This window comes from Sphingomonas sp. UNC305MFCol5.2, assembly GCF_000712135.1.
Lineage (GTDB): Bacteria > Pseudomonadota > Alphaproteobacteria > Sphingomonadales > Sphingomonadaceae > Sphingomonas.
The window spans coordinates 1,298,703-1,319,796 of record NZ_JOOE01000001.1 but is presented as its reverse complement, the minus strand read 5'-3'; the positions used below and the strand labels follow the sequence as shown (position 1 = coordinate 1,319,796).

Here is a 21,094-nt window from a genome sequence, read left to right as displayed (position 1 = left end):
CTCCCCGCGTCCGCCGCGGCGGTTTTGGAAAGTGGGAGCGCTAACATCGCGCAAGGGGAGGGAAATTTGTCCGCGTTCACAATTCGCGTTCCAGCGTGACCCGGCCAACGATCCGGAGCGTCGTCATCGTCGGCGGCGGCACTGCGGGCTGGATGACGGCTGCGGCGCTGGCGCGCCTGGGCCGGGCGGGAGTGACGATCACGCTCGTCGAATCGGACGCGATAGGGACGGTGGGAGTGGGGGAGGCGACGATCCCGCCGATCCAGACCTTCAATGCGATGCTCGGCATCGACGAAAGGGATTTCCTGGCGAAGACGCAGGGTTCGATGAAGCTCGGCATCGAGTTCGTCGACTGGAATGCGTCCGGACACCGATACCTGCACCCGTTCGGCGAATATGGCTTCGATATCGACGGGGTGAAGTTCCACCAGATCTGGCAACGGCTCCACGCAATGGGCCAGGCGAGCGCGCTCGACGACTATAGCCTGTGCGCCGTCGCCTGCCAGCTCGATCGCTACGACGCGCCCGCGCGCGACCCCGGCTCGCCGCTGTCCCGGCTGGTCCAGGCCTATCATTTCGATGCATCGCTCTACGCCCGCTACCTGCGCGACTATGCCGGGCACCGCGGCGTCGTCCGCCGCGAGGGCAAGATCATCGACGTGTCCCTGCGCGGCGAGGACGGCTTCATCGACGCCGTAACGCTGGAGGACGGCACCAGGCTCGCGGCCGATCTGTTCATCGATTGCTCGGGCTTTCGCGGGCTGCTGATCGAGGAAGCGCTCCATACCGGCTATGAGGACTGGACCCACTGGCTGCCGTGCGACCGCGCGCTTGCGGTGCCCACCGCCAATGCCGGGCCGCTGGCGCCCTATACCCGCGCCACCGCGCGGGCCTCGGGCTGGCAATGGCGGATCCCGCTCCAGCACCGGACCGGCAACGGCTATGTCTATTCGAGCGCGCATGTGTCCGACGACGAGGCGGCGGCGACTTTGCTCGCCAATCTGGAAGGCGAGCCGCTCGCCGATCCGCGGCCGCTCCGCTTCACCACCGGCCGGCGAAAACTGGCGTGGAACCGCAATTGCGTCGCGATCGGCCTGTCGGGCGGCTTCCTCGAACCATTGGAATCGACCAGCATCCATTTGATCCAGGCGGGCATTTCGCGTCTGCTGGCGTTCTTCCCGGATGCCGGCTGGGGCGATGCCGAGCGCGACACCTATAACGATTTCACGCGCACCCAATACGAACAGGTGCGCGACTTCGTGATCCTCCATTACAAGGCGAACGGGCGCGACGAGCCGCTATGGCATCACGCCCGCGAGATGGCGGTGCCCGAGAGCCTCACGCGCCGCATCGAGCTGTTCCGCAATCGTGGCCGGGTCTTCCGGCGCGAGGACGAATTGTTCGGCGAGACGAGCTGGATCGCCGTTATGCTGGGGCAGGGGATCACGCCGCAGGGTTGGGACCCGCTCGCCGACGCGCTCGATCCCGGGCAATTGCGCCAGATGCTGGATCGCATCCGCGTCACTTTCCGCCGCACGGCCGAGGCGATGCCCGCGCACGCCGACTGGCTCGCGCGGCACTGCCCCTCCAGAGGAACCGCATGACCGACAACCGCATCCGCAAGATCGTCATCGTCGGCGGGGGCACCGCCGGCTGGATGGCGGCCGCCACCTTCGCGCGTATCCTCGGGCCCGAATATGCCGGCGTCACGCTGATCGAATCCGACGAGATCGGCATCGTCGGCGTCGGCGAGGCGACGATCCCGCAGATGGCGACGTTCAATCGCATGCTCGGCGTCGACGAGAACGCATTCATGCGCGCCACCCAGGGCAGCTTCAAGCTGGGCATCCAGTTCGTGAATTGGGGACGGCAGGGCCACACCTATTTCCACCCCTTCGGCAAATATGGCGTCGACATGCAGGGCGTGTCGTTCCACGCCTATTTCCTGCGACTGCATCAGCTTGGCGAGGCGCCCGACTTGGACGAATGGTCGCTCCAGGCCAAAGCCGGGCAGCAGGGCAAGTTCATGCGCGCGATCGATGCCGGCCGCTCCCCGCTCTCCGACATCGCCTACGCCTTCCACTTCGACGCCGGACTCTACGCCCGTTTCCTGCGTGGCTATTCCGAAGAGCGCGGGGTGATCCGCCGCGAAGGCAGGATCGTCGACGTCAAGCTCCGCGGCGAGGACGGGTTCGTCCAGTCGGTGGTGATGGAAGACGGCACCGAAGTGGAAGGCGACCTGTTCGTCGATTGCTCGGGCTTTCGCGGCCTGATCATCGAGCAGGCGCTGAAGGCCGGCTTCACCGACTGGTCGCACTGGCTGCCTTGTGACCGCGCGATCGCGGTACCGTGCGAGAGCGTCGAGGAGTGGACGCCCTATACCCGCTCGACTGCGCACAAGGCCGGCTGGCAATGGCGTATCCCGCTCCAGCACCGCACCGGCAACGGCCATGTCTTCTGCTCGCAATACATGTCCGACGACGAGGCGACCGGGATTCTGCTCGCCAATCTCGACGGCAAACTGCTGGCGGACCCGCGTACCGTCCCGTTCCGAACCGGCCATCGCAACAAGCTCTGGATCAAGAACTGCGTGGCGATGGGGCTGGCGGGCGGCTTCATCGAACCGCTGGAATCGACTGCGATCTGGCTGATCCAGAGCGGAATCTCGCGCTTCCTGACGATGTTCCCGGACAAGCATTTCAACCAGGCCGACGTGGATCGCTACAACCGCATCATGACGACCGATTACGAGGAAATCCGCGACTTCATCATCCTCCATTACCACGCCACCGAGCGCGACGATTCGCCCTTCTGGGACTATTGCCGGAACATGGAGATTCCCGAGCGGCTGGCCGAGAAAATGCGCGTCTTCCGAAGCCACGGCCGCGCCTTCCGCGAGAATGAGGAATTGTTCAACGACACCAGCTGGTTCGCAGTGATGCACGGCCAGCTGATGGGCGCGCGGAGCTTCGATCCGGTCGCCGAAGTGATGAGCCTCGACGAAACCCGTTCACGCCTCGCGCATATCCGCGAGGCGATCGCCAATTCGGCCGACTACATGCCGAAGCATCGTGACTATATCCGGGAGAATTGCGCCGCATGAAACGTCTGGCACTCTACGCGCTGCTGTCGCTCGCGACGCCCGCCGCCGCCCAGCCCGTCGCCAGCTTCGACTGGTTCGAATATCGCGGCGGCGATGCCGTGGACCGCGCCAACCAGCCGACGCCCGATCAATATCGCAATCCCATCCTGCAGGGCTTCTATCCCGATCCGAGCGTCACGCGCGTCGGCAAGGATTTCTACCTGGTCACTTCCACCTTCAGCTATTTCCCCGGCATTCCGGTGTTCCGCAGCCGCGATCTCGTCAGCTGGGCCCAGATCGGCAATGCGATCGATCGCCCTGGCCAGCTCGACTTCAAGCAGCTCGGCCTCTCGCGCGGCGTGTTCGCGCCGACGATCCAGGCGAAGGCGGGGACCTTCTATATCCTCAACACCTGCGTCGATTGCGGCGGCAATTTCGTGATCACCGCGAAGAACCCGGCTGGGCCGTGGTCCGACCCGGTGTGGCTGCCCGATCTGGAAGGCGGGATCGATCCGTCGCTGTTCTTCGACGATGACGGCAAGACCTGGATCCTCAATAACGGTCCGCCCGAAGGCGAGCCGCAATATCAGGGCCACCGCGCGATCTGGATCCAGCAGTTCGACCTAAAGGCGCTGAAGACGATCGGCCCTCGAAAATTGCTCGTCAACGGCGGCGTCGATTTCTCGAAGAAGCCGATCTGGATCGAGGGGCCGCATATCTTCAGGAAGGACGGCTATTATTATCTGAGCTGCGCCGAGGGCGGCACCGCCGAGGGCCACAGCCAGGTCATCCTGCGCTCGAAAAGCGTCACCGGGCCGTACGAACCCAATCCTGCCAATCCGATCCTTACCCAGCGCGGTCTTCCAGGCGACCGCGAGAATCCGATCACGTCCGCGGGACATGCCCAGCTGGTCACCACGCCCGACGGCAAATGGTGGGCAACCTTTCTCGCTGTCCGCCCATACAAGGGGGACTTCTATTCGACTGGGCGCGAGACTTTCCTGATGCCGGTGCGCTGGGAGAATGGCTGGCCGCGCATCACCGATCCCGGGCAGGTGGTCCCCTGGATGGCTACGCGGCCCGCGCTGCCGGTGCAGCCCGCGCCGCCGGTGCCGATCAACGGCGCGTTCGCCGTGCGCGACGAGTTCGACGGGACGAAGCTGCCGCCTTACTGGATGATGCTGCGCAACCCGCGCACCGACTGGTTCCGTCTCGAAGGCGGCGCGCTCAAGCTGCAGGCGCGTGATGTGGGGCTCGGCGACAATGCCAACCCCTCGTTCCTCACGCGCCGCCAGCAGCACCAGAACGCCACCGCCGAAACCGTGGTCCGTTTCACCCCGGCAAAGGACGGCGACCGCGCCGGGCTCGCGGTGTTCCAGAACGATGATTACTGGATCTTCGTCGGGCTGAAGCGCGTGGATGGCAAGCTGGCCGTCGTCGTCGATCAGCGCGAGGGGCCGACGGCGTCCGCCCAAGGCAAGACGATCGCCGGGGTCGATGCCGACACTTTCGGCATCGCCGAAGGGCAGCCGCTGGCTTTGCGCATCGAGGTCCGCGGCAATGCCTATGCCTTTTCCTATGCGCGGCTGCTCGGCAATCCCGATGCGCCGATGCTGGCTTGGCGCCCTTTGACGCAACTCACCACCGATGCGCTGACGACCAAAACCGCGGGCGGCTTCGTCGGCTCCACCTTCGGGCTGTTCGCCGGACGTGCGAAATAGGAGATATGATGCGACCGATCCTGACGGCGGCTGCCACACTTTTGCTGGCCGGTGCCACTCCCCCGCCGCCGTTGCCGGTCCATCTCAACCAGATCGGCTTCGAGCCCGGCGATGCCAAGATCGCGATCGTCGGCGGAGGATCGGCGCCGCTGGCCTGGACGCTGTACGACGCCGCCGGTCGCGCCGTCCGGCAGGGCAAGGCGCAGCCTTTCGGGCAGGATGCGGCATCGGGCGGGGCAGTCCAGCGGATCGACTTCAGCGATTTCCGCACGCCGGGCGAAGGCTATCGCCTGGTCGTCGAAGGTTCGCCGAGCAATGCCTTCGCGATCCGGGAAGGCATGTATGCGCCGCTCGCCCGAGACGCGGCCGCATTTTTCTATCACCAGCGCGCGGGCGTGCCGATCGAGGCGCGGCTGGTCGGTGCAGCATGGGCGCGGCCGGCGGGGCATCCGAAGGAAGTCGCCAAATGCTTCGCGGGACGCGACGAGCGCGGGATCGAATGGCCGGGATGCGGCTATGCGCTCGACGTCACCGGCGGCTGGTACGACGCCGGCGATCACGGCAAATACGTGGTCAATGGCGGTATCTCCTTGTGGACCCTGCTCAATGCCTATGAGCGACGGCCCGCCGCATTCGGGGATGGCAGCCTGAAGATCCCCGAAGCCGGAAACCATGTCAGCGATTTGCTTGACGAAGCGCGTTTCGAGATGGAGTTTCTGCTCCGGATGCAGATTGCCGACGGCGTGCGGACGCGCGTTCCCGCCGGCGCGCCCAAGCCAGCCAAAGCGGGCAGGCCGGCCTGGGAGACCGAGCCTGCCGATTTCGCCGAGATCGACGCCGGGGGAATGGCGCACCAGAAGGTCGCCGACCGCAACTGGACCAAATTGCCCATGCCGCCGCAGGACGATCCCGAGGAACGGCTGCTCTATCCGCCGACCACCGCGGCGACGCTCAATCTTGCCGCCACCGCGGCGCAGTGCGCGCGGCTATGGCGCGGGGTGGACGATGCCTTCGCCGCGCGCTGCCGTGCCGCAGCCGAGCGCGCGTGGAAGGCGGCGAAACGCAATCCGCAGGTCTATGCCACCAGCAGCTTCACCGGCAGCGGCGGCTATGGCGATGGCGACGTCTCGGATGAATTCTACTGGGCGGCGGCGGAATTGTTCGCCACCACCGGCGGAGCGGAATATCGCGATGCAGTGACAGGCTCGCGGCATTTCCGTGCCGATGTAAAAGAATTCGGCTGGCCGAGCACTGCAACGTTAGGGACGATCACGCTGGCGACGACGCGCAATGCGCTCCCCAAAAGCGAGATCGACCGGCTTCGCGGTGGGATCGTCCCCGCGGCGGACCGCTTCCTCGCCGACGGGAAGGGCAATGGCTATGGCATTCCCTATGTCGCGAGCGGCTATCCCTGGGGATCGAACTCGAGCCTGCTAAATCGGGCGATGTTGCTCGGGCTGGCGCATGACTTCACCGGCGAGGCGAAGTACCGCGCCGGCGTGGTCGCGACGATGGATTATGTCCTCGGCCGCAACCCGCTCGGCCAGTCCTATGTCAGCGGCTATGGCGTGCGACCGCTGATGAACCCGCACCACCGCTTCTGGGCACATTCGCTCGATCCGAAGCTGCCCGGCCCGCCGCCGGGCGTGCTTTCGGGCGGGCCGAACTCGACGGCGATGAGCGACGAGGTTGCCCGGGCGATGCGCGGCAAATGCGCGCCCCAGCGCTGCTGGGTCGACGATATCCAGGCTTTCTCGATGAACGAAGTCGCGATCAACTGGAACGCGCCCCTGTTCTGGGTCGCGGCGTGGCTGGATAGCTGACTTTATTCCCCTCCCTTGCAGGGAGGGGAGTTCCATCACTTGACCGTCAGCGTGGCGCTCTTGAGCTTCACCGAGTCCGGGCCGGACGAGATCGTGAACGTCCCCGGCTCGACGACGCGCTTCATGTCGACATTCCATAGCGACAGGTCGCGCGGCGTGAGCTCGAAAGTGACGGTCTTCTTCTCGCCGGGCTTCAGGCTGACGCGCTCGAAGCGCTTCAGCTCCTTCACCGGCCGGGTGACGCTAGCCAGATCGTCGCGGACATAGAGCTGGACGACTTCGTCGCCGGCCCGCGCACCCGTGTTGGTCACATCCACGCTGACCTTGACGTTGTTGTACCGCCCGATCGTCGGCGTCGCGAGCACCGGCGCGGCGATGTCGAACGTCGTGTAGGAAAGCCCGTAGCCGAACGGATAGAGCGGGCTGGTCTCGGCGAAGAGATAGCCGCGCCGCGCGCTCGGCTTGTGGTTGTAGAACATCGGCAGCTGGCCGACGTCGCGCGCGATCGTCACGGGCAGCTTGCCGCCCGGATTGGCACGCCCGAATACCACGTCGGCGACGGCGTTGCCGGTCTCCTGTCCCAGATACCAGCCCTCGATCAGCGCCGGGGCATTCTCCGCCAGATACTTCACCGACAGCGGCCGGCCGTTGAGCAGCAACACCACCACCGGCTTGCCGAGTGCGAAGATCTCCTTCGCCAGCTGGTTCTGCGGCCCGATCAGCTCGAGGCTGTTGCGGTCGCCGAGATGGTTGTCGGCCCACGCCTCGCGGCTGAGCTGCTCGTTGTCGCCGAGCACGAGGAAAACGACGTCGGCATTCTTCGCGGTCTCGATCGCCTCGGCGCGGAGCCGGTCGTTGGTGGCGTCGTCGACCAGCTCGACGGCGTCCGCGGCCCAGGCGCGGCTCTTGGTGAGTTTCACGCCCTCGGCGAAATCGACTTCGAACTTGCCCTTGCCTTCGGCCTTCAGTCCCTCGAGCACGCTGACGACGTGGCGCGGAACGTCGCTATAGCCGCCGATCGGCGTGTCGCTGGCATGGGTGCCGATCACGGCCATCCGTTTGATCCTGCTCGAGTCGAGCGGCAGCAGGCCCTTGTCGTTCTTGAGCAGCACGATCGCTTCGCGCGCCGCCTCGCGGGCCAGGGCGATCGCATCGGGCGTCTCGGTCTTCGCCGCGGCCGCCTTGGCGTCGACATAGGGGTTTTCGAACAGCCCGGCGTTGAACTTGAGCCTGAGGATGCGGCGGACGGACTCGTCGATTTGCGCCTCGCTCACTTTGCCATCGCGGACGAGCTGGGGCAGCAGCGCATAGGCCTCCCCGTCGGGGGTCTCGAAGTCGACGGTCGCGTCGAGCGCGCGGACCGCGGCATCGCCGAGATTGTCGTACAGCTTGTGGCGCGTCATCAGCTCGCGGATCGCGAAATAGTCGCTCAGCACGACGCCCCTGAAGCCCCATTCCTGGCGGAGCACGTCGTGGAGCAGCCAGCGATTGGCATGGCTCGGGATGCCGTCGATCTCGTTGTACGAGGGCATCACCGACATCACCGGCAGCTCGGTGACGGCGCGCTCGAAGGGCGGGAAGAAGACTTCGCGCAACGTGCGTTCGGAGACGGTGGCGGGGCCGATATTCGTGCCGCTCTCGGGCTGGCCGTGCCCGGTCATGTGCTTGAGCGTCACATAGACCTTGTCCTTGGCGAGCGGCAGCGTGGTGCCCTGGAAGCCGCGGATGGCGGCGAGGCCCATCTCGCCGACCAGATAGGGGTCCTCGCCATAGGTCTCCTCGATCCGGCCCCAACGCGGATCGCGCGCGACGTCGACCACGGGCGCGAGCGCGAGATTGGCGCCGCGGGCGCGCATCTCGCGCGCCGCCACCGAGAAGACCTGCTCTTGCAGCTTCGGGTTCCACGTGCTGGCGAGCGCGATCGCCTGCGGGAAGCTGGTCGCGCCGGGGGCGACATAGCCGTGCAGCGCCTCTTCGTGCATGATCAGCGGGATGCCGAGACGGGTCTTCTCGACTGCCCATTTCTGCGCGGCGTTGATGTAGCGCGCGGTATCCTCGGCGCTGCGGTTGACGGTGCCGGCAGCGGCACCCGCCGCCGGGCCCTGGGTGATCGCGCGGCGGTCATAAGGGCGCGAGATCTGGCCGAGGCCGTTGGGGAAGTTCTTGCTCGCCTTCTGCGCGTCGAATTCGCCATCGGGCGTCTGGATCTTGTCCTTCTGGAGCCAGATCGCGACCATTTGCTGGACCTTCTCCTCCAGCGTCATCCGCTTGAGCAGGTCCTCGACCCGCGCGTCGATCGGCTGCGACGCATCCTTGTACAGCGGCTTGTCGGCGCGTGCGTTCTGGGCGTGCGCGACGGATGCGGGCGCCGGAGTCAGCGCAGTTGCGGCCAGCATGGCGATCGCGGCGAGGGGAAACCGGCGGGCGGACTTGCCCGGCAGGCGGGTAACGATCATCAGGCTCTCCCGGTCGCGGCGCCGCTGCGCCGTCTTGTGGATTTTTGGTAGCGCTATCAGCTATCTCCGAGTCCAGGCGGGGTCAACCGCGGCGCAACCGGTTCCATGCCGATTGCATTCCGCGAAACCGCACCTTATGCCTCGGCACAAAGGACGGGGATGAGCAAACCTAGCCGAAGAAGCCGCGGGTCAGTCACGGTGCAGGACGTCGCACGCGCCGCCGGCGTGTCCGCGATGACGGTGTCGCGCGTGGTCAACGGGGGCACCAATGTGCGCGAGACGACGCGCGCCGCGGTGCTCGCGGCGATCGCGCAGCTCAATTATTCGCCGAACAGTGCCGCGCGCAGCCTCGCCGCGGGCGACGCGACGCAGATCGGGCTGCTCTATTCGAATCCGTCCGCCGCTTATCTGTCGCAATTCCTCATCGGCGCGCTCGCCGCAGCGCGCCGCGCCGGCTGCCACCTGGTCCTTGAGGCGTGCGAGAGCGAGAGGCCGGACGAGCAGGCGGAAGCAACCCGCAGCTTCGCTTCGACCAGCGTCGAGGGGGTGATCCTGCCACCGCCGCTCTCCGAGGCCGCGCCGGTGCGCGCCGAGCTGGAGGCTGCCGGCATTCCGTGGGTGTCGGTCGCGATGGGCCTGCCGCCGGCGCGCAGCCTAAACGTCCGCATCGACGATTTCGAAGGCGCCGCGGCGATGACCCGGCATCTGCTCGATCTCGGGCACCGGAAGATCGGCTTCATCCGCGGCAACCCCAACCAGACCTCCAGCGCCGAGCGCTATCGAGGCTTTGCCGCCGCGCTCGAGGAAGCGGGGATCGACATCAAGTCGGCGGCGGTGGAGCAGGGCTATTTCACGTTCCGCTCGGGGATCGTCGCGGCCGAGCGCCTGCTCGACCGGCCCGAGCCGCCAACCGCGATCTTCGCGAGCAACGACGACATGGCCGCGGCCGCGGTGGGCGTGGCGCATCGCCGTGGGCTGCACGTGCCGCAGGATCTGAGCGTCGTCGGGTTCGACGATACCTCGCTCGCCACCACCGTCTGGCCCGAACTCACCACCGTGCGTCAGCCGATCTCCACCATGGCCGAGGAAGCGCTAACTTTGCTGCTCGCCCGGATCCGCGCGCATCGCTCGGCCGAAACCGACAGGCTGGAGGAGCAGGTGCTCGATCACGAGCTGATCGTGCGGGAGTCCTCCGCGCCGCCCAAGGGCGCGCAAACCACGCCTTCGGGCCGCGCCAGCGTTTCCGGCCGCCGTGGCGGCGCCACTACATCCAATCCAGGCCTGCGCTAGAGGCGCTTGCAATTCCTGAGCGTCCGGGCCACCGTTACCGCTAACACGCCGTGCCGGGTCGCGCACGGGTGACCAGGAGAGGAAGTGGGGATGAACCAGACCGCGGAGAGGGCCAATATCGGCCTGATCAGCGCCATCGTCGCAGTCGCGACGATCGGCGGATTACTTTTCGGATATGATAGCGGCGCCGTGAACGGCACCCAGCCAGGCCTCAAGGCGGCGTTCGCGCTCGACGATGCCGGGCTTGGCTTCACCGTCGGATCGCTGCTGATCGGCTGTTTCATCGGCGCGTTCTTCGCCGGCACCCTCGCGGACCGGATGGGCCGCCGCAATGTGATGCGGCTCGCCGCGCTTCTCTTCCTCGTCGGCGCACTGATCCAGGGCCTGTCGCACGACCACAACATCTTCGTCATCGCTCGAATCCTGGGCGGCATGGCGGTCGGCGCCGCTTCGGTGCTGTCGCCCGCCTATATCTCCGAAGTCGCCCCCGCGAACATCCGCGGCCGGATGACGACGGTGCAGCAGATCATGATCATCTCCGGCCTCACCGCCGCCTTCGTGGTCAACTACTACCTCGCCGCTGCGGCGGGCGCGTCGACCAACCTCTTCTGGGGCGGGATCGAGGCTTGGCGCTGGATGTACCTGATGCAGGCGCTGCCGGCCGCAGTGTTTCTGATCGCCTTGTTCTTCATCCCGGAGAGCCCGCGCTATCTCGTCTCCAAGGGCCGCAATCCCGAAGCGCTCGCCGTCCTGACTTCGCTGTTCGGCACGACGGAGGGGGCGCTCAAGCTCGCCGAGATTCAGGCGAGCTTCTCCACCGACCATCGTCCGCAGCTCAAGGACGTTCTGACGCCGGCAGGTGGCCGCGGCTTCCTCGGCATCCGCGCGATCGTCTGGGCGGGCCTGCTGCTCGCAGTGTTCCAGCAGCTCGTCGGCATCAACGTGATCTTCTATTACGGCTCGACGCTGTGGCAGGCTGCAGGCTTCAGCGAGAATGATTCGCTGCTGATCAACATCGTCTCGGGCTTCGTCTCGATAGCGGCCTGCTTCGTCACGATCGCAGTGATCGACAGGATCGGGCGCAAGCCGCTGCTGCTGATCGGCTCGGCAGGCATGGCGATCACGCTGTTCGTGATGGTCTTCGCCTTTCGCGAAGGCGCGCTGGTCGACGGCAAGCTGGTCATGTCGGCGCAGGTCGGCACGGTCGCGGTGATCGCCGCCAACCTCTATGTGATCTTCTTCAACGTCAGCTGGGGCCCGGTGATGTGGGTGATGCTCGGCGAGATGTTCCCGAACCAGATCCGCGGTTCTGCGTTGGCAGTGTGCGGTTTCGCGCAGTGGTTCGCCAATTATCTTATCGCGCAGGCGTTCCCGATCATGCTGGCTGGCATTGGCCTCGCGGCCAGCTATTCGTTCTACGGAATCTGCGCAGTGATCAGCTTCTTCCTCGTCCAGCGTTTCATTCAGGAGACCAAGGGCAAGGAACTGGAGGCGATGGAAGGCTGATCGCCTTCCCGCGCCAACAAATTGGGGGGGCGTGGGCCGCGAGGCTCGCGCCCCTCTGCACGACAAGAGGACGATATGACCCGTACGCCTGCCCGCCCGTTCCGCTCGCGCGAATGGTTCGCCGCGCCTGGCCGCAGCGACATGGCGGCGCTCTATCTCGAGCGCTTCATGAACTATGGCATCACCCCGGACGAGCTGCGGTCGGGCAAGCCGATCATCGGCATCGCGCAATCGGGCAGCGACATCGCGCCGTGCAACCGCATCCATCTGGAGACGGTGAAGCGCGCGCGCGAAGGCATTCTGGCGGCGGGCGGCGTGCCGATGGAATTCCCGCTCCATCCGATCTTCGAGAATTGTCGGCGGCCGACCGCGGCGCTGGATCGCAACCTCGCTTATCTGGGGCTGGTCGAGATCCTCAACGGCTATCCGATCGACGCCGTGATCCTCACCACCGGTTGCGACAAGACCACGCCGAGCTCGCTGATGGCGGCCTCGACGGTCGACATTCCGGCGATCGTGCTGTCGGGCGGGCCGATGCTCGACGGGTGGCACGAAGGCGAGCTGGTCGGATCGGGAACGGTGATCTGGCGCAGCCGGCGCAAGATGGCGGCGGGCGAGATCGACGAGGAGGAATTCCTCCAGCGCGCGATGGAGAGCGCGCCGTCCTCGGGCCATTGCAACACGATGGGCACCGCATCGACGATGAACTCGATCGCCGAGGGGCTGGGGATGAGCCTGCCCGGCTGCGCGATGATCCCGGCGCCCTATCGCGAGCGCGGGCAGATTGCGTACGAGACAGGGCGGCGCATCGTCGAGATGGCCTATGAGGATCTGCGTCCTTCGAAGATCCTGAGCAAAGCGAGCTTCCTCAATGCGATCAAGCTGCTGACCGCGATCGGCGGATCGACCAACGCCCAGCCGCACCTCGTCGCGATGGCGCGGCACGCGGGGATCGAGATCACGCCGGACGACTGGCGCTCCGGCTATGACCTGCCATTGATCGTCAACATGCAACCGGCGGGCAAATATCTCTCCGAGCGCTTCCACCGCGCCGGGGGGATCCCCGCGGTGATATCCGAGATGCTGGCCGCCGGCGCACTCGACGGCGACGTCATGACCTGCACCGGCAGGACGCTGGCCGAGAATGTCGCGGGCGCGCCTACGAAGGATCGCGACGTGATCCTGCCCTGGAATGCGCCGTTGATGGAAAAGGCCGGCTTCCTCGTGCTCACCGGCAATCTGTTCGACATGGCGATCATGAAGACCAGCGTGATCTCGGACGATTTCCGGGCGCGCTATCTCTCGCGGCCGGGCGCGGAAGGCGTGTTCGAGGGGCGGGCGATCGTGTTCGACGGATCGGATGACTATCACCACCGGATCAACGATCCCGCGCTGAACATCGACGCGAATTGCATCCTGGTGATCCGCGGCGCGGGCGTGCTCGGCTGGCCGGGGTCGGCCGAAGTGGTCAACATGCAGCCGCCCGATCATATCATCCAGCAGGGCATCATGAGCCTGCCGACGCTCGGCGACGGGCGGCAATCGGGGACGTCGGACAGCCCGTCGATCCTCAATGCATCACCCGAGAGCGCCGCGGGGGGCGGGCTCTCGTGGCTGCGGACCGGGGACATCATCCGCGTCGATCTCAATGCGGGCACCGCCGACGCGCTGGTCGAGCCGGAGGAGATTGCGCGCCGGAAAACCGAGCCGGCTCCGCCGATCCCCGAGAGCAACACGCCATGGGAGGAATTGTACCGCGAAAAGGTAGGGCAATTGGGCGAGGGCGGGGTGCTGGACTTCGCGCTCAAATATCGTCGGACCAGCGAGAAGGTGCCGCGGCACAACCACTGAGTCGCGGGTGCTTTGTTGGATTTGGAGCGCTTAACTTCGCACTTTTCTCGCGAATCGTGAAATTTCGTTTCCGGGCGGCGCAAGATTGTTGCGTCGGCGGCAGTCGGATTCTTCTCGACGGATTCAAAGAGCGGCGACGAGCCTTGCACGCGAAATCCTACATTGGAAGCAGGATCCGGAATGTGCCCGTGCGCCGGAAACGGCTAGACAGGATGCCATGACGCATCCGCTCGACCGGCCGGCATGGACCGCATTGCGAACCCGACAGCAGGCGCTGGCACAGGGTGAGGGACGCGCGCTCCGTTATGATGGCGACTATGCGATCTTCGCCGCAACCGGAGACCACGCGCCGCCCTCGCTGGCTGCGCTCGGGGCGCTGATCGGCGCGACCGGTCCGGCGATCGTGCTGCAGAAGGATCCGCTGCCGCCGGTTCCGGGAACGCGGGTCGGCAAGCATCGGATGGGCGTGCAGATGGCGGCGGAAACGCTGTCCGGCGCTGCCGACATGGATTTCCTCGAGCTCGGCGATGCCGACGCGGCCGAGATGCTCGCGCTGGCGACGTTGACCGAGCCCGGGCCCTTCTTCGCGCAAACCCACCGGCTGGGCGACTTTATCGGCATCCGGCACGAGGGGCGGCTGGTGGCGATGGCGGGCGAGCGGATGAAGCCCGACGGGTTCACCGAAGTCAGCGGGGTCTGCACGCACCCCGGCTGGCGCGGCCGGGGCTATGCCGGCGGGCTGATGCGAGTGGTCGCGGAGCGCATCCTCGCGCGGGGCGAGACGCCGTTCCTCCACGCCTATGCCGATAACCGCGGCGCGATCGCATTGTACGAGAGCCTGGGATTTCGCCTGCGATGCGACATGAACGTGACGGTGCTCGAGCCCGATTGAGGCGCATCCCGACGCCAAGCGCCAGGTTGAGGACTCATATCTTCTTCGTTACCCCGGCCTTGAGCCGGGGTGCCGCTGCCTTCAGGCTGGGCAGAACAAGCGGGATCCCGGCTCAAGGCCGGGATGACTGAAATTTATCAACAGCTTGTATAAGTTCTCTACCTGGGCCCGTGCTGATCAGCCCCCATCGCCGGCCATCAAATCCATGAAGTTGCGCGCCGCTTCGCGATCGGCCTCGTCCTTGAACGCCACGTCGAGATCGGGCGCGCTGCCGAGGATGTGGAGCAGCGCCCAGAGCGCGAAGCGGCGGTTGCGATCGCGCTCGAGGCCGAGATCGACGCGGATGCGCTCGGTGCCTTCGGCAAGTGCGTCAGGGTTGAGCGTGGCAGGGTCGGCGGTGCCGAAATAGCGGCGGAGCTGATCGTCGAAGTCCATGCGCCTTGCCTATGCGAAAGCGCCCCGGACGCAAGCATCCAGGTGCCAATTTGCGTGAAGCAGCACGCGGTGCGCCCGGAAGTCCGGTCGACCGCCGCATGGATGCCGCGCTTGCCGCCGGCCTGGGCATCCTGACCGTGACAAGCATGTCGGTCAACGCGGCCGAAGGCAGATTTACGATGCTGAGCGCGTGACGTTTTTCGTGCATAAAAGGCTTGCAAATAGCTGGAAAGAAACGCCTTATAGTCAAACATAGCGCGCGCGCTTCCCAGCGCCTTCCGCCTGAGCCGCGCGAAGCCGGCTCGACTTGAAGATAAGCTTCTTGACTTCAAGGTAAATATCTTATCTTCGAGGTATGTATCTTGGTGCCGAATTTCTCGGTATCGAGACAAGTGTCTTGACGGCGAGATAACATGATCAAAACGGATACCGTCGAAGAACTGATCACCTTGTGGTCGGCGGCTATGCCCGATGTCGACACGCGCGGGCTCTCGGTGCTCGGGCGGGCGCGCCGCGTGACCCGGCGGGCGCGGCTCGCGGTCGAGCCGTTGCTCGCGAAGCACGGCATCGACGGCGGCGGGTATGACGTGCTGGCGGCGCTGCGTGCCGCGCCGCCGCCGCATCGGCTCCGGCCGACCGAGCTGTATCGCGCGCTTGCGATTTCCTCCGGCGGCCTGACCTCGCGGCTCAACAAGCTCGAGGCGGCGCGTCTGATTCATCGTCCCGCCGCAAGTGACGATAAAAGAAGCGTTTTTGTGGAACTTTCGGCGAAAGGCAAGGGGCTGGTCGAGCAGGCATTTCGCGAGGAGATGGCGCTCCAGGCACAGCTGCTGGCGGGGCTTGCCGACAAGGAGCAATGGGTGCTTTCCACCCTGCTCAAGAAGCTGGAATCGACGATGGAACCGGACCGGACCGCGACCTGAACATCGCGTTATCGCAAATCATTCGCAGTTTTATTGCGAATCTTGCGCAATAAGCGGTGTCAAACGCCTTCGCGGATCAGCGTGCCGCGCTGGCCGGGGACAGTGACCTCGAAGCGGAACAAGTCGCCGGCATGCGGTTCCTTCGCCAGATCGCCGGGAGCGATGTGCTTGTTGGCGGTGGTGGCGAAGACGGTCTTGAGATCGGGACCGCCGAACGCGATCTTGGTGATCGCGCCGACCGGGAACCTGACGGTCTCGAGCAACTCGCCGGCAGGCGAATAGCGTCGGACGCCCCAGCCCATATAGAGGCCGACCCATATACAGCCTTCGCTGTCGACTGTCGGGCCGTCGGGGAAGCCTTCCGAATTGGGGATACGGGCGAATTCGCGGCGGTTCGCCAACATGCCGGAATCGTCGACGTCGCAGGCGTAGATCACCCCGCCGAGCGTATCGACATGGTAGAGCGTCTTGCCATCGGGCGAGAGCGCGGGCCCGTTGGTGATCGCGACGTGCGGACTGACCGCCACGCAGCTGCCGTCGCTGCCCAGGCGGTAGATCGCGCCGGTGATGTCGGACTCGCCATCGTCCATGCTGCCGAACCACAAGCGGCCCTGCGGATCGACGGTGGCGTCGTTGAGGCGATTGGTCGGCGTCTCCGGCTCGGGCGCGCAGATATGCGTGAAGCTGCCGTCCCGCTCGTCGAACTTGCTGAGGCCCGTCTGGAGGCCGGCGACGAAGCCGCCGCTCTCCACCGGCAGGATGAAGCCGACCTGACCGGGCGCGTCCCAGCTGCGGGTGGCGCCGTTCGCCGGATCGTAGCGGTGAATCTTGTGGCCTTTGATGTCGACGAACCAGAGTGCCTGGTCGCGCTCGACCCAGACCGGGCCCTCGCCGAGCGGCGCCCCGAGCTGCCAGATGCTGACCGGCTCGGAAATCGCCACTTTGCTCATCTTATCGCCACCCTGCGTCCACGAAATATTCGTGGCCCGTTACCAGCCGAGCGTCGTCCGAAGCAAGGAACAACGCCATCGCGGCGATATCGTCGGGAACGAGACGGCCCTTGAGGCACTGCGCGGCGACGATCTCGGCCTCGCCCTCAGGGGTGTACCATTGCATCTGGCGCACCGTCTTGACGTTGCCCGGGACGATGCAGACCGAGCGGATATTGTCGGGCCCGAGCTCGCGGGCGAAGCTGCGGGTGAGACCTTCGATGCCGGCCTTGCAGGTCTGGTAGAGCGTGAGCTGCTCGAGCGCGAGATGCCATGAGATCGAGCCGAGATTGACGATCACGCCGCCGCCCTTGGCCTTCATGCCCGGGATCACCGACTGGGCGACGAAGAAGAGGTGGCGGAGATTCACCGCGATGCGGTTGTCCCAATATTCGGGGGTGACCTGCTCGATCGTGTGGCGATCGTCGTTGGCGGCGTTGTTGATGAGGATGTCGAATGCGCCATGCTCGTCGATCAACGCGGCGATCATGGACTGGACGGCGGCGATGTCGGTCAGGTCGCAACGCTTGAAGACGGGGGCGACGTCGGCACCCGCGAGGCTCTCGACCAGCGTGACCGAATCTTGCTCGGCGATGTCGAAGAAGGTGACTTGCGCGCCCTGGCGCACAAAGCCCTCGACCATGCCCGCGCCGATGCCCGAGCCGCCGCCGGTTATCAGCACGCGCTTGCCCTTGAGGCTGGGATAGAGGGCCCGTTGATCGCGCGCGAGCGGCATGGGCTTGGGATCAGCTTCGGACATGGACGGTGCGGGTTCCTGTGAGCGCACGGGGCGCGTGCGGATGCGTGTAGTAAGGATAAGAGACAAATTCGCTAATGAAAGCGATTTTCACGCGAGCAGGCCGCGCGCAGCGAGATTGCGCATCAGATCGCGGATACCGAATTCCCAGGGCGCGGCGGCCTTCGACGTAGTGACGCGATTGACGAGCGCGCCGAGCTTCGGCGTGGCGATGCGGACCACGTCGCCTTCCTTGTGGGTGAAGCCGCGACCGGGATGGTCGCGGTCCTGCACCGGCGCGAACAAGGTGCCGAGGAACAAGGCGAAGCCATCCGGATATTGGTGCTCGCTGAGCGCCTGGCGGACGAGGTCGGTCGGATCGCGGCTGATCTCGCTCATCTTGTTGGTGCCGCTGAGCGTATAGCCCTCGGGACCGGTGATCTGAAGATCGACCACCGCCGAGCGGACATCGTCCATCGTGAAATGATCGTCGAAGATGCGGATGAAGGGGCCGAGCGCGGTCGAGGCGTTATTGTCCTTGGCCTTGCCGAGAAGCAGGGCGCTGCGCCCTTCGAAGTCGCGCAGATTGACGTCGTTGCCGAGCGTCGCGCCGCGGGGCGTGCCCTTGCTGTCGACGATCAGGACGACCTCGGGCTCGGGATTGTTCCAGTCGCTGTCCGAGCGGATGCCGATATCGTCACCCCAGCCGACTGCCGAGAGCACGGGGGCCTTGGTGAACACCTCGGCATCGGGGCCGATCGCCACTTCGAGATATTGCGACCACATGCCGGCATCGATCAACGCCGCCTTGAGGCTGGCGGCCTCGGCGCTGCCGGGGACCACCGAGCGGATGCCCGAACCCACCTTCGCCTCGAGATCGCCGCGGATTTCCGAGGCCTTGTCGGCATCGCCGCGCGCGCGCTCCTCGATCACGCGCTCGATCGCCGAGAGCGCGAAAGTGACGCCGCACGCCTTGATGCATTGAAGGTCGACCGGAGCGAGCAGGCGCGGGCCGCTTGCGGTGCCGATCGCCTCGACGCCGCAGAGTCGCGGGCCGGTGACGGTGGCCAGATCGTCGCGTTCGAGCAGGTCGGCGACGGTCGCGGCAGTGCCGGAGACGTCGTGGACGGCGCCGTCGCGAATCAGCACGGGCGTCGGGCCTGCATCGAGCAGGACGCGTCCGATCAGGATAGCCTGCGCATGATCGGCGGGCAGCAATTCAACCGTAGACGCTTCCAACATCCCTCGCCTTAGAATATTTGGATTTTGATAGCGCTACCATTGAGTGGCCGAGGCGGCGCTGTCAAGTCGGGCTGAGCCCGGTGGAAGGCAGAAAATCGGATAAATCGCATATTGTCGTTGATGATGGATCCCTCGATCATGCAAGCAGGGGCGGCGCGGCCTCGGCCGCAGAGCGCTCCTCAAACTTCCACGATCACCCCGCCAGGGTGAGGGTTGCGGAGATGCCCACCCGCATTCCCGTGCGCCGAATGTCGATGCACGTTAGCGCGCCTGGCGCGTCCGCCAGAGCGTGATCGCCTCGATCACGCGCGCGCGAACCTCCTCGGGCGTGCCGAGCGCGTCGATCACGACGTGGCGATCCGGATCGCGCGTGGCTTGATCGAGATAGGATCGGCGGATGCGGTGGTGGAAATCGAGATCCAGCGTCTCGAAGCGTCCCTCGTCGATCGCGTCGGCGCTGAGGCGCTTCTTGCTCCGCGCGAGACCGATCGCCGGGTCGAGATCGAGGACGATGACGAGATCGGGCCAGACATCGCCGACGGCTTCCTTGTGGAGGAAGCGGATATAGTCCTCCGACATGCCTCGGCCGGCGCCCTGATAGGCGATGGTCGATCCCACATAGCGGTCCGACACTATCGAGATACCGCGTTCGAGCGTGGGGAGGACGACCCGCCGGACATGCTCGACCCGCGCGGCCGTCATCAGCAGCAGTTCGGATTGCTGGTCCCAGGCGTCGTCGGTCCCGGAGAGGAGGAGGGACCGGAGCTTTTCGCCCTGCGGCGTGCCGCCGGGCTCGCGCGTTGCGATCGCGGGATATCCGCCGTCGTTCAGATGCGCGACGATATGGCCGACCATTCCGGATTTGCCGCAGCCGTCGACCCCCTCGACCGCGTAGAACGAAGCAGCTTTGCCCATGCGCCACGCCTTAGCATGGCGGCGCGCGATGTCACGGGCGGGGCGCGCTTAAGGGAAGATCGCGCCGACCAGGGCGGCGAGCCGATCGGGCGGGCAATCGTCGAGCACGATCTCCATCTCGGGGTTGCTGCTATAGCCCATCATCCGTCCATCGCGGTCCGACCCGACAGACAGCAATCGCCAGCCGCCATCTTCGCGCAGCGCGGCGAGGCCGCCGGGAGAGGGGAGGCGATCGGGATCGACGATCACCACCGCCTGGCCGGGAAGCCCGCTTCCCAGGGTGGCGCGACAGACCTTGAGGCCGAAGGCGTTCGGGCCGGCGGCGTGTGGCGCCTCGGCCTTTTCGGGAGTGGTGACATCGGCGACGAGGCCATGCGGCAGCGGCGCACCGAAGACCGGGATGAGGCGGACCGACATGGTGCCGCCCGCGATCGAGGCCGGCGCGACGCTGGGCACCGGGACTGCGTCCGGTGCCTCGAGCGCGGCGGCGATGTCGGCGATCCGCGCCCGGCTCCGTTCGTGCCGGACAGCGGCGTTGGGGATGGCGCCGATCGGACCGTCGAGCGTACCGGCCGCGTGCAACGCGGCGATGTGCGCGCGCAATTCGGTTTCGTCGGCCACGTCGAAGAGCCGGAACAATACATTGCGTGTGGCGGGATTCCAGCGATCGAAGGTCTTCTGCGCATTCTCGATGCGCGACAGATTGACCGGGGGCAGGCCGTAATCGCGCTCGATCGCCGCGATGGTGAGCGCGGGATCGCCGGCGCGCCGCGCGCGCAGCCCCGCGCCGAGCAGGACGGCGAAACGTTCTTCTTCCAGATCGGCCGGCGGGCCGTCGATGAAGGGCTGCGCCCAAGTGGCGATGTCGTAATCCGGGGCATCGACATCGAGCAGCAGATCGGCGGGCCCGATCTGAAGCGCCGTGGCGATGCGACGGAGTTCGTCGGCACGCGGCACGACTTCGCCGCGCTCAATCTTCGACAGACGAATATACGGTATTTCGGGAATCCGGGTTGCGAGGCGAAGCAGCTTTGCATGACCGGCGGCACGGCGCTGCTCGCGGATGCGATTGGGGAAGACGAAGCAGCGATAAAGGTCCACGGGCACTTCACGGACCGACGTATCGACGCCTCCGCTCTGCTTTCCGTTGCCTTTAACCGCCGTCATGTGATCCCCCCACGGGACGTTTTTACTTTGGGGCGCACTCTGAAGCGTATTTAGGATAATGCAAGG

17 protein-coding genes are annotated in these 21,094 nt (G+C 65.9%); 10 read left to right on the top strand and 7 right to left on the bottom strand.

The window, feature by feature from the left end; translation table 11 throughout:
* Positions 1-95 precede the first annotated feature (95 nt).
* Genes BR78_RS0106395 through BR78_RS0106380 form a run of 4 tightly spaced genes read left to right on the top strand, consistent with a single transcriptional unit; the run spans position 96 to position 6,626 of the window.
* Positions 96-1,604: a tryptophan halogenase family protein gene (locus tag BR78_RS0106395; RefSeq protein ID WP_029935739.1), complete on the top strand. Its 1,509-nt coding sequence runs from the start codon at positions 96-98 to the stop codon at positions 1,602-1,604.
* A complete protein-coding gene (locus BR78_RS0106390; RefSeq protein WP_029935737.1) occupies positions 1,601-3,103 on the top strand; it encodes a tryptophan halogenase family protein in 1,503 nt (500 codons plus the stop codon). Before BR78_RS0106395 ends, BR78_RS0106390 begins: the two co-directional genes overlap by 4 nt.
* Complete coding sequence (locus BR78_RS0106385) at positions 3,100-4,803, top strand: glycoside hydrolase family 43 protein (RefSeq protein ID WP_029935735.1); 1,704 nt, start codon at positions 3,100-3,102, stop codon at positions 4,801-4,803. Before BR78_RS0106390 ends, BR78_RS0106385 begins: the two co-directional genes overlap by 4 nt.
* 5 nt (positions 4,804-4,808) lie before the next feature.
* A complete protein-coding gene (locus BR78_RS0106380) occupies positions 4,809-6,626 on the top strand; it encodes a glycoside hydrolase family 9 protein (RefSeq protein WP_029935733.1) in 1,818 nt (605 codons plus the stop codon).
* A 35-nt stretch (positions 6,627-6,661) separates the two neighbouring features.
* Here the strand turns inward: BR78_RS0106380 and BR78_RS0106375 are convergent, their stop codons facing one another.
* Entirely contained in the window at positions 6,662-9,082 is a 2,421-nt protein-coding gene (locus BR78_RS0106375; protein ID WP_029935731.1) for a glycoside hydrolase family 3 N-terminal domain-containing protein, read from the bottom strand.
* A 159-nt stretch (positions 9,083-9,241) separates the two neighbouring features.
* Between BR78_RS0106375 and BR78_RS0106370 the strand changes: the two genes are divergently transcribed.
* From BR78_RS0106370 to BR78_RS0106355, 4 genes are all read left to right on the top strand, one after another.
* Positions 9,242-10,372, top strand: coding sequence for a LacI family DNA-binding transcriptional regulator (locus BR78_RS0106370; RefSeq protein WP_051683209.1), 1,131 nt, complete (start codon positions 9,242-9,244; stop codon positions 10,370-10,372).
* A gap of 90 nt (positions 10,373-10,462) precedes the next feature.
* A complete protein-coding gene (locus tag BR78_RS0106365; protein WP_029935727.1) occupies positions 10,463-11,878 on the top strand; it encodes a sugar porter family MFS transporter in 1,416 nt (471 codons plus the stop codon).
* A 75-nt stretch (positions 11,879-11,953) separates the two neighbouring features.
* Positions 11,954-13,729: an IlvD/Edd family dehydratase gene (locus BR78_RS0106360; RefSeq protein ID WP_029935725.1), complete on the top strand. Its 1,776-nt coding sequence runs from the start codon at positions 11,954-11,956 to the stop codon at positions 13,727-13,729.
* 217 nt (positions 13,730-13,946) lie between these two features.
* Positions 13,947-14,621 (top strand): GNAT family N-acetyltransferase, encoded by a 675-nt coding sequence (locus BR78_RS0106355; protein ID WP_029935723.1) that lies wholly within the window; start codon positions 13,947-13,949, stop codon positions 14,619-14,621.
* Positions 14,622-14,798: 177 nt separating this feature from the next.
* Here the strand turns inward: BR78_RS0106355 and BR78_RS0106350 are convergent, their stop codons facing one another.
* On the bottom strand, positions 14,799-15,056 hold the full coding sequence (locus BR78_RS0106350; RefSeq protein ID WP_029935721.1) for a hypothetical protein: 258 nt from the start codon (positions 15,054-15,056) through the stop codon (positions 14,799-14,801).
* Positions 15,057-15,106: 50 nt separating this feature from the next.
* Here BR78_RS0106350 and BR78_RS21620 point away from each other — a divergent pair, with 50 nt between their 5' ends.
* Together BR78_RS21620 and BR78_RS0106340 are read left to right on the top strand one after the other, a co-directional pair.
* On the top strand, positions 15,107-15,250 hold the full coding sequence (locus tag BR78_RS21620; RefSeq protein WP_156022234.1) for a hypothetical protein: 144 nt from the start codon (positions 15,107-15,109) through the stop codon (positions 15,248-15,250).
* Between the two features lie 270 nt (positions 15,251-15,520).
* On the top strand, positions 15,521-15,979 hold the full coding sequence (locus tag BR78_RS0106340; protein ID WP_197021283.1) for a MarR family winged helix-turn-helix transcriptional regulator: 459 nt from the start codon (positions 15,521-15,523) through the stop codon (positions 15,977-15,979).
* Positions 15,980-16,038: 59 nt separating this feature from the next.
* Here the strand turns inward: BR78_RS0106340 and BR78_RS0106335 are convergent, their stop codons facing one another.
* The 5 genes from BR78_RS0106335 to BR78_RS0106315 form a co-directional block, all read right to left on the bottom strand.
* Entirely contained in the window at positions 16,039-16,929 is an 891-nt protein-coding gene (locus tag BR78_RS0106335; RefSeq protein WP_029935718.1) for an SMP-30/gluconolactonase/LRE family protein, read from the bottom strand.
* A 1-nt stretch (position 16,930) separates the two neighbouring features.
* The gene (locus BR78_RS0106330; protein WP_081855622.1) at positions 16,931-17,728 is read right to left on the bottom strand and encodes an SDR family NAD(P)-dependent oxidoreductase; all 798 of its coding nucleotides are present in this window, start codon (positions 17,726-17,728) and stop codon (positions 16,931-16,933) included.
* A gap of 87 nt (positions 17,729-17,815) precedes the next feature.
* On the bottom strand, positions 17,816-18,946 hold the full coding sequence (locus BR78_RS0106325) for a fumarylacetoacetate hydrolase family protein (protein WP_029935714.1): 1,131 nt from the start codon (positions 18,944-18,946) through the stop codon (positions 17,816-17,818).
* Positions 18,947-19,207: 261 nt separating this feature from the next.
* On the bottom strand, positions 19,208-19,861 hold the full coding sequence (gene tmk, locus BR78_RS0106320) for a dTMP kinase (RefSeq protein WP_029935712.1): 654 nt from the start codon (positions 19,859-19,861) through the stop codon (positions 19,208-19,210).
* Between the two features lie 48 nt (positions 19,862-19,909).
* Positions 19,910-21,028 (bottom strand): helix-turn-helix domain-containing protein, encoded by a 1,119-nt coding sequence (locus tag BR78_RS0106315; protein WP_051683208.1) that lies wholly within the window; start codon positions 21,026-21,028, stop codon positions 19,910-19,912.
* Positions 21,029-21,094 lie beyond the last annotated feature (66 nt).